Raw genomic sequence first — 8,019 nt, 5'->3', positions numbered from 1 at the left:
CGGTGGCGGTCACCAGGGGTTCGAGCGGCGTGTAGCGCATCAGCGGCGTGCTGACGGCGGTCGGCAGCCATCCCGCAAGCAGCGACCGCAGGCCCTCCCGGGTGGCCAGCGGGCTGAGCACGGCCTGGGTTTGCGCCACCGCCAGCACGCCTTCCACTTCCCAGCCCGCGGGCTTGAGCTTGTAGCTTCGGTAGATGGCGTGCACCAGTTTGCGCTGGATGTCTTCCGCCGATTCGCTGCTGCCCGCGCGACGCAGGGTGGCGGGCAGGAAGGGCTTGAGCAGCGGCACGCGGTCCAGGCCCACCTGCAGCGCGGCGCCAGCGCCAGCCTTCACGCAGGCGGCGTGCAGCATCGGTTCGATCCCGGCATCCAGGGGCTGGGACTTCTTGGGGGTGGCGCGCGCGGGTCGGCTGCTCATGGCTGAAGCATAGCGCGCCGCCGGCCTTGGTAAACTGGGCCATCGCATGGAGAAACGCGCATGGACTTCGACCGCTACGACCGCATCCGCCCGATCCGCTGGCAGGGCGACCATTTGTCGCTGCTCGACCAGCGCAAGCTGCCGTTCGTGGCCGAGTACGTGCAGTGCAGTGACGCCGACGCGGTGGCGGCGGCCATCCACGCGCTGGTGGTGCGCGGCGCGCCGGCCATCGGCATCGCCGCCGCCTGGGGTGCGGTGCTGGCCGGGCAGCGCGTGGCGGCGGCCGACGGTGCGCAAGCCTTGGCCAGGCTCGCCCGCGACTTCAGCCACCTGCAGGCGGCCCGACCCACCGCGGTAAACCTGATGTGGGCGCTGGCCCGCATGCGGCGCGCGCTGGCCGGGGCCGGCGCCGACTGGCTGGCGGTGCTGGAGTGCGAGGCGGCCGCCATCGAGACCGAGGACCTGGCCGCCAATCGCTACATGGGCGCCCTGGGCGCGGCCCTGTTGGCTCCCGGCAGCGGCGTGCTGACCCACTGCAACACCGGCTCGCTGGCCACGGCCGGCTTCGGCACGGCGCTGGGCGTGATCCGCGCCGGTGTGGCCGAGGGTCGCATCGAGCGCGTCTACGCCAGCGAAACGCGGCCCTGGCTGCAGGGTGCGCGCCTCACCGTCTGGGAGCTGCTGCAGGACGGCATCGCCGCCACCCTGATCGCCGACGGCGCGGCGGCCCACCTGATGAAAACCGGCGCCGTGCAGTGGCTGGTGGTCGGCGCCGACCGCATCTGCGCCAACGGCGACACCGCCAACAAGATAGGCACGTATTCGCATGCCATCGCCGCGCGCCACCACGGCGTCAAGGTGATGGTGGTGGCGCCGTCGTCCACCGTGGACATGGCCACCGCGCACGGGGACGACATCGACATCGAGATGCGCGACCCGGCCGAACTGCTGGCCATGGCCGGCGTGCGCACCGTCGCCGACGGCGTGCAGGCATGGAATCCGGTGTTCGACGTCACCCCCGCCGGGCTGATCGACGCCATCGTTACCGAGCGTGGCGTGGTGGAGCGTCCGGACCAGGCAAAAATGGCCGCTGTTTTCGGCGCCAAATCAAGCCCCTAAGTGCTTGTTTTATGGCAGCTAAGCAGCCCTTTTCATGGGCTGTTTCTGGTATGATTTCACGTCCCTGAAAGCCCCCGTGCGCGGCCCCGGCCGCCGCACCCGCCCGAACGTCGAATACGGAAGCACGAATGGCAGATCTCGCGAAGGAAATCATCCCGGTAAACCTCGAAGACGAGATGCGCAAGAGTTACCTCGACTACGCCATGAGCGTGATCGTGGGGCGCGCGCTCCCGGATGTCCGCGACGGCCTCAAGCCCGTTCACCGCCGCGTCCTGTTCGCCATGAACGAGCTGGGCACGCACAGCAACAAGCCGCACGTGAAGTCCGCCCGAATCGTCGGCGACGTCATCGGCAAGTACCACCCCCACGGCGACCAGTCCGTGTACGACACCCTGGTGCGCATGGCCCAGCCCTTCTCGCTGCGCTACCTGCTGATCGACGGCCAGGGCAACTTCGGTTCGGTGGACGGCGACTCCGCCGCCGCCATGCGATACACCGAGGCGCGCATGACGCGCCTCACGCACGAACTGCTGGCCGACATCGACAAGGAAACGGTCGACTTCCAGCTCAACTACGACGAAAAGGAAATGGAGCCGACGGTCCTGCCGTCGCGCTTCCCGAACCTGCTGGTGAACGGCTCGGCCGGCATCGCGGTCGGCATGGCCACCAACATCCCGCCGCACAACCTGGGTGAGGTGATCGACGCCACCATCGCCCTGATCGACGACCCGGAAACCAGCATCGGCGACCTGATGGCCTTCGTTCCCGGGCCTGATTTCCCTACCGGCGGCATCATCAACGGCGCCGCCGGCATCCACGCCGCGTACCACACCGGCCGCGGCCGGGTGCGCATCCGCGCCAAGGCCGAGGTGGAGGTCAACGAAGACACCGGCCGCGAAGCCATCATCGTCACCGAGCTGCCCTACCAGGTGAACAAGGCCCGGCTGATCGAGAAGATCGCCGAGCTGGTGAAGGAAAAGAAGCTCGAGGGCATCAGTGAACTGCGCGACGAGTCCGACAAGGACGGCATGCGCGTGTTCATCGAGGTCAAGCGCGCCGAGTCGGCCGAGGTGCTGCTCAACAACCTCTACCAGCAGACGCCGATGGAATCGGTGTTCGGCATCAACATGGTGGCCCTGGTGGACGGCCGGCCGCAGATCCTCAACCTCAAGCAGATGCTGGAAGCCTTCATCCGGCACCGCCGCGAGGTCGTCACCCGCCGCACCATCTTCGAGCTGCGCAAGGCCCGCGCCCGCGCCCACATCCTCGAGGGCCTGACGGTTGCGCTGGCCAACATCGACGCCATGATCGAGCTGATCAAGACGTCCGAGAACCCGGCCGTGGCCAAGGAGCGCATGCTCGCCCGGGTCTGGGATCCGGGCCTGGTGGGCGCGCTGCTGGGTGCCGCCGGCGCCGACGATTCCCGTCCCGAAGACCTTGCCCCGGGTGTCGGCATGCAGCCCACGGGCTACCAGCTGAGCGAAATCCAGGCCCAGCAGATCCTCGAGATGCGCCTGCACCGCCTGACCGGCCTGGAGCAGGAAAAGCTCACCGACGAGTACAAGCAGCTGCTCGAGGCCATCCGCGCCCTCATCCACATCCTGGAAAACCCCGAGCGCCTGCTCGAAGTGATCCGCACCGAGCTGCGCACGCTGCGCGACGAATACGCCGACGACCGCCGCACCGAGATCCGTCCGGGCGAGGAAGACCTCGACATCCTGGACCTCATCGCGTCCGAAGACGTGGTGGTGACGCTGTCGCACGCCGGCTACGCCAAGCGCCAGCCGCTCACCACCTACCGCGCGCAGAAGCGCGGTGGCAAGGGGCGTTCGGCCACGGCGGTGAAGGAAGAAGACTTCATCGACCGCCTGTGGATCGTCAACACCCACGACACGCTGCTCACCTTCACCAGCACCGGCCGCGTGTTCTGGCTCAAGGTCTACCAGCTGCCCGATGCCGGCCCGAACTCGCGTGGCCGGCCCATCATCAACTGGATCCCGCTGCAGGAAGGCGAGAAGGTCCAGGCCGTGCTGCCGGTGCGTGAATTCGACGACAGCCACTTCGTGTTCTTCGCCACCCGCGACGGCACGGTCAAGAAGACCCCGCTTTCCGACTACTCGCGTCCGCGCTCCACCGGCATCTGGGCCATCAACCTCGACGAGGGCGACGGCCTGGTGGACGTGCAGCTGACCAACGGCCAGCGCGACGTGATGCTGTTCGCCAGCAGCGGCAAGGCCGTGCGCTTCGACGAGAACGAAGTGCGTTCGATGGGCCGCACCGCAACCGGCGTGCGCGGCATGCGCCTGAAGGAAGACGGCGAAGGCCAGGGCGCCAAAGTGGTCAGCATGATCGTGGTGGACGGCGACGGCGACATCCTCACCGCCAGCGCCAAGGGCTTCGGCAAGCGCACCCCGGTGGAGGACTACCCGAAGAAGGGCCGCGGCACCCAGGGCGTGATTGCCCTGCAGACCAGCGAGCGCAACGGCGCGCTGGTGGGCGCCATCCAGCTCACCCCGCAGCACGAAATTCTGCTGATTTCCGACCAGGGCACCCTGGTGCGCACCCGCGCTTCGGAAGTCTCGCAGGTGGGCCGCAACACCCAGGGCGTCACCCTGATGCGGGTGGCGGCGGACGAAGAGCTGATCGCCGTGGAGCGCGTGGACATGATTGATGTCGTGGACGACGAGCCCGGCGCGGGCATGGACTCCCCGGCCGTCACGGACCCGTCGCAGCCGCAGCCCGAGGCTTGAGCCGGAAAGGCCGCGCGAAACTTTTCGCGCGGCCCATGATCCAAGCACGGCACCCCTGACGGAGAGTGGCATGCGTTTGACTCGATTCGCCGCCGCATGGCTGGCTGTGACCCTGATGCTGGCCGCCATGCCGGCATTGGCGCAGGACAAGGCCGCGGCCACCCCCGTGCGCTCCAGCGACGCTGCTCGTATCGCGGCCGCCCGCGACCGCGTGCTGCCCGTGGTGGTGAGCATCCTCACCGTGCGCGAAGACTACCGGCAGGGCGAGCCGGTGCTCAGCGTGTCCAGCGGCAGCGGCACCGTGGTTTCGCCGCAGGGCCATATCGCCACCAATGCCCACGTCACCGAGAACGGCCGCAGTTTCCGCGTGGTTTTCGCCGATGGCCGTGAGCTGCCCGCGCAGCTGATCGGCACCGACACACTGTCCGACCTCGCGGTGCTGCAGGCCTTGCCTGCCGCACCTGAAACCTTCGCCTTCGCCGAGTTCGCGCCCACGCTGGAGCTGCAGCCCGGCGACACGGTGCTGGCGATGGGCGCGCCCTGGGGCCTGTCCAACTCGATGAGCGCCGGCGTGGTGAACAACCCGCGCCGTCTGCTGGTGTCGCTGTTCGACGACGAGGCCGACTACGAGGACCGCATCGGCGCCGACCAGCCCACCGGCCGCTACTACGCCTGGATACAGCACGACGCGGCCATCGCGCCGGGCAATTCCGGCGGTCCACTGGTGGACCTGTCTGGCCGCATCGTGGGCGTGAACACCCGCGGCACGCTGTTCGGTGGCGACCTGGCCTTCGCCATCCCTGGGCCCGATGCCGGCGAAGTGGTGAAGGCGCTGGTGGCCAAGGGCCGCATTGAACGCAGCCACCTGGGCTTCCGCCTGCGCTCGCTCAAGGGCACCGGATTCAAGCAGGGCGTGCTGGTGAATGCGGTCGAGCGTGGCTCCGCTGCCGAAAAGGCCGGCCTGCTGGCGGGCGACCGCATCCTGAGCCTGCAGGGCGATCCGGTCATCGCACTGCAGCCGGTGGACGTGCCGGCCCTGCAGCGTCGGCTGGCCGAGTTGCCGGGCGGCGCGTCGGTGGCGCTGGAAATCGACCGTGCCGGCCGCAGCAGCCAGATCACGCTCACGGCGGCCCGCCTGCCGGACGATGCCGTGGAGGAGCGCGCCTTCGCGCCGTTCGGGCTGTCGCTGGCCGAGATGACGCCGGCCCTGAGTCGTCGCCGCAACCTCGAGCAGGCCAGCGGCCTGCTGGTCACCGGCGTAAGGCCGGGCGGCCCGGGGGCCACGGCGCGCCCGGCGCTGGCGCAGGGCGACCTGATCCTTCGCATCAACGGCCAGGCCGTGGCCAGCCATGAAACCCTGTCGAAGCTGGCAGGCGCGGCCCCGGCCGACGGCAAGCCGCTGGTGGTCGAGTTCCAGCGCGAGGCCGAGCAGCGCGTAGCGGTGCTGGCGCCGCTGCACGGCGACCGCGTGCGCACGCCGCTGCCTGAGTTGGCCAAGGCCTGGGCCGGCGTCGAGGTGCAGCCGATCACTGCTTCGCTGGCGCGCGACCTGGGGCTGGCCGAGCCGGGCTTCCGCATCATCCGCATTTATCCCGGCAGCCCCCTGGCCGCGGCCGGCGCACGGGTCGGCGACCTGCTGACCACGCTGGACGGAGAGCCGCTGCGTGCAGCGAACGAGAATTCGGCCGACGGTTTCCACCAGCGCGTGCGCGACCTGCCGATAGGCAGCACCGCGCGCTTCCAGGCCCTGCGCGACGGCAAGCCCCGGGAGTTCGCGCTTACGCTGGCGGCCACGCCGGTCAACACGTCGGCCCTGCGCACGCTGGCCCTGAGCCGCCTGCGCGCCCAGCTGCGCGAGATGGGCTTCTACGACCGCGCGGCCCGCCGTCTTCCGGGCAGCCAGGCCGGCGTGGTGGTGGACGGTGTCGAACCCGGTGGCCCGGCGGGGCTGGCGCACCTGGGCACGGGCGACATCATCATCAGCCTGGGCGGCGATCCCGTGCGCGACCTGACCGACCTGGCGCAGGCGCTGGACAAGGCGCTGGCCAAGGGCAACGGCAGCGTGGTGCCCCTGCAGGTGATCCGCGGTGGTGAAACCCGCATTCTCTATCTCGAACGCTACTGGCTTACGGAGACGCCATGACCCTGGTCCGCCTGATCGCCCTTGCCGCGCTGCTGACGGTGGCGCCGCACGCTTCCGCGACCGATGCGTTCGACGATTACCGCGAGGTCTACCGTGATCTGGTGCAGCAGCATTCGGACGCCATCGTGACGATGAAGTTCGTGATGTCGGTGACCAACTCGGGCAACGAACAGCGCATCGAAGACCGCACGCAGGCGGTGATGGTGAGCGCCGACGGCCTGCTGGTGGTGCCCGAGCGCGCCGTCAGCGTGGATTTCAGCAAGCTGGGGGCGGCAACGCCGGGCCAGGCGTCGCCGGTCGCCAAATCCAGCGAATTCCGGGTGCGCCTGGCCGATACCGAAGACTGGCTGCCGGCCGACCTGGTCACCCGCGACGCAGAACTGGGCCTGGCCTGGCTGCGCCTGCGCGATCCGGTCGGCAAGCTGGGTTTCGTGGACCTGGCGCAGGGCATCCAGGCCGAGCCGGGCATGGTGTTTTTTTCCCTGCTGCGCACCTCCGACGAATGGGGCGGCGTGCCCGTGTTCCGCCCGGGCCTGGTGCTGGGTGAGACGCGCAGCCCGACCTACCGGCTGATGGTGGACGGCGTGCCCGGCATCGCCTTCTCGCACGACGGCAAGCCCATGGGCTACGTCGACATCGACCTGGGCGCCTTGTCGCGCCAGGGCGGCACCGGCCTGGGCCTGGACATGGCCGACATGGCGCTGCGCATGACGCCGATAGACAAGGTGGCCGCGGCCACCGCGCAGGCGGCGAAACTGCCGGTGGCCGGCGCGGGCGACTGAGGGGCCGCCGCGGGGCGCTGACCGTTTTAACGGTGGATTGCGTGGCGGCATGCCTGCAGCGCAGCCGCCCTATACTGGCCACGTCCCCTGGAGTGGCCCATGAAACCTACCCGAACCCTGCGTCGCGCCGCGCTGCTTTCCGTCCTGCTGCTGGCCTCACTGATCGCCGTCGGCTGCAAGCGCGAGGCCAACCAGGTGCCGGAATTGCAGGGCGCAGCGCCGATTGATGCGCGGCCCACGGTGGAAGGATTCGCGCTGGTGTCGGCCGGGCGCGGTGAGCGCCAGGGGGACGTGGCCATTGCGCTGGCGTTTTCGCAGCCGCTGGCGGCCAGCCAGGATTTCGACGCGCTGATCGTGGTGACCGGGCCCGACGGCGCCCCGGTGAAGGGCAGTTGGGTGCTGGACAGCCAGGCCAGCACGCTGCGCTTCCCCTACGTCGAGGCCAGCCGCGACTACCGCGTGCTGGTGCGTGCTGGCCTGTCCGCCGCCGACGGCAAGACCCTGGGCAAGGACGACCAGCGCACGGTCAACACCGGGCCGGTTGAGCCCGCGGTGGGCTTCGCTTCCCAGGGCAGCGTGCTGCCGGCGCGCGACACCCGCGGCTTGCCGGTGGTGTCGGTGAACGTGCAGGAAGTGGACGTGGAGTTCCTGCGCGTGCGCGACAAGGAACTGTCCAGCTTCTTCAGCCAGTACCAGCGCGGCGGCCGCCGTGGCAGCTGGGAACTGGACAGCGAATACGGCGACAAGACCCCCATGTCGCAGCTGGCCGAGCCGGTCTACGTCAACCGCTTCGTGCTGGGCGGCAAG

At 69.5% G+C, this 8,019-nt stretch carries 5 protein-coding genes and 1 pseudogene; 5 read left to right on the top strand and 1 reads right to left on the bottom strand.

The window, feature by feature from the left end; genetic code table 11:
- Positions 1-418 (bottom strand): hypothetical protein (locus tag K0M70_RS10460; RefSeq protein ID WP_290781810.1); only part of this gene is annotated, 418 nt, incomplete at its 3' end.
- A gap of 60 nt (positions 419-478) precedes the next feature.
- On the opposite strand from K0M70_RS10460, the gene mtnA reads away from it, so the two are divergent.
- The 5 genes and pseudogenes from mtnA to K0M70_RS10435 all read left to right on the top strand — a co-directional run.
- Positions 479-1,537, top strand: coding sequence for an S-methyl-5-thioribose-1-phosphate isomerase (mtnA, locus tag K0M70_RS10455; protein WP_290781809.1), 1,059 nt, complete (start codon positions 479-481; stop codon positions 1,535-1,537).
- Positions 1,538-1,665: 128 nt separating this feature from the next.
- A complete protein-coding gene (gyrA, locus tag K0M70_RS10450; protein ID WP_290781808.1) occupies positions 1,666-4,287 on the top strand; it encodes a DNA gyrase subunit A in 2,622 nt (873 codons plus the stop codon).
- Positions 4,288-4,357: 70 nt separating this feature from the next.
- Entirely contained in the window at positions 4,358-6,430 is a 2,073-nt protein-coding gene (locus K0M70_RS10445) for a PDZ domain-containing protein (RefSeq protein WP_290781807.1), read from the top strand.
- Entirely contained in the window at positions 6,427-7,212 is a 786-nt protein-coding gene (locus tag K0M70_RS10440; RefSeq protein WP_290781806.1) for a hypothetical protein, read from the top strand. The genes K0M70_RS10445 and K0M70_RS10440 overlap by 4 nt, the downstream gene beginning before the upstream one ends.
- 99 nt (positions 7,213-7,311) lie before the next feature.
- Positions 7,312-8,019 (top strand): annotated as a pseudogene (locus K0M70_RS10435) (alpha-2-macroglobulin family protein); the annotation flags it as partial.

The sequence above is a fragment of the Arenimonas sp. genome (assembly GCF_019459675.1).
Taxonomy (GTDB): Bacteria; Pseudomonadota; Gammaproteobacteria; order Xanthomonadales; family Xanthomonadaceae; genus Arenimonas.
Note: the sequence above shows the minus strand (reverse complement) of the source record. Positions and strands in the feature narration are given on the sequence as shown.

Excerpts from the sequence above, each read along its gene's own strand:
- mtnA (WP_290781809.1), top strand. The coding sequence starts at position 479 with ATGGACTTCGACCGCTACGACCGCATCCGCCCGATCCGCTGGCAGGGC.
- gyrA (WP_290781808.1), top strand. The coding sequence starts at position 1,666 with ATGGCAGATCTCGCGAAGGAAATCATCCCGGTAAACCTCGAAGACGAG.
- K0M70_RS10445 (WP_290781807.1), top strand. The coding sequence starts at position 4,358 with ATGCGTTTGACTCGATTCGCCGCCGCATGGCTGGCTGTGACCCTGATG.
- K0M70_RS10440 (WP_290781806.1), top strand. The coding sequence starts at position 6,427 with ATGACCCTGGTCCGCCTGATCGCCCTTGCCGCGCTGCTGACGGTGGCG.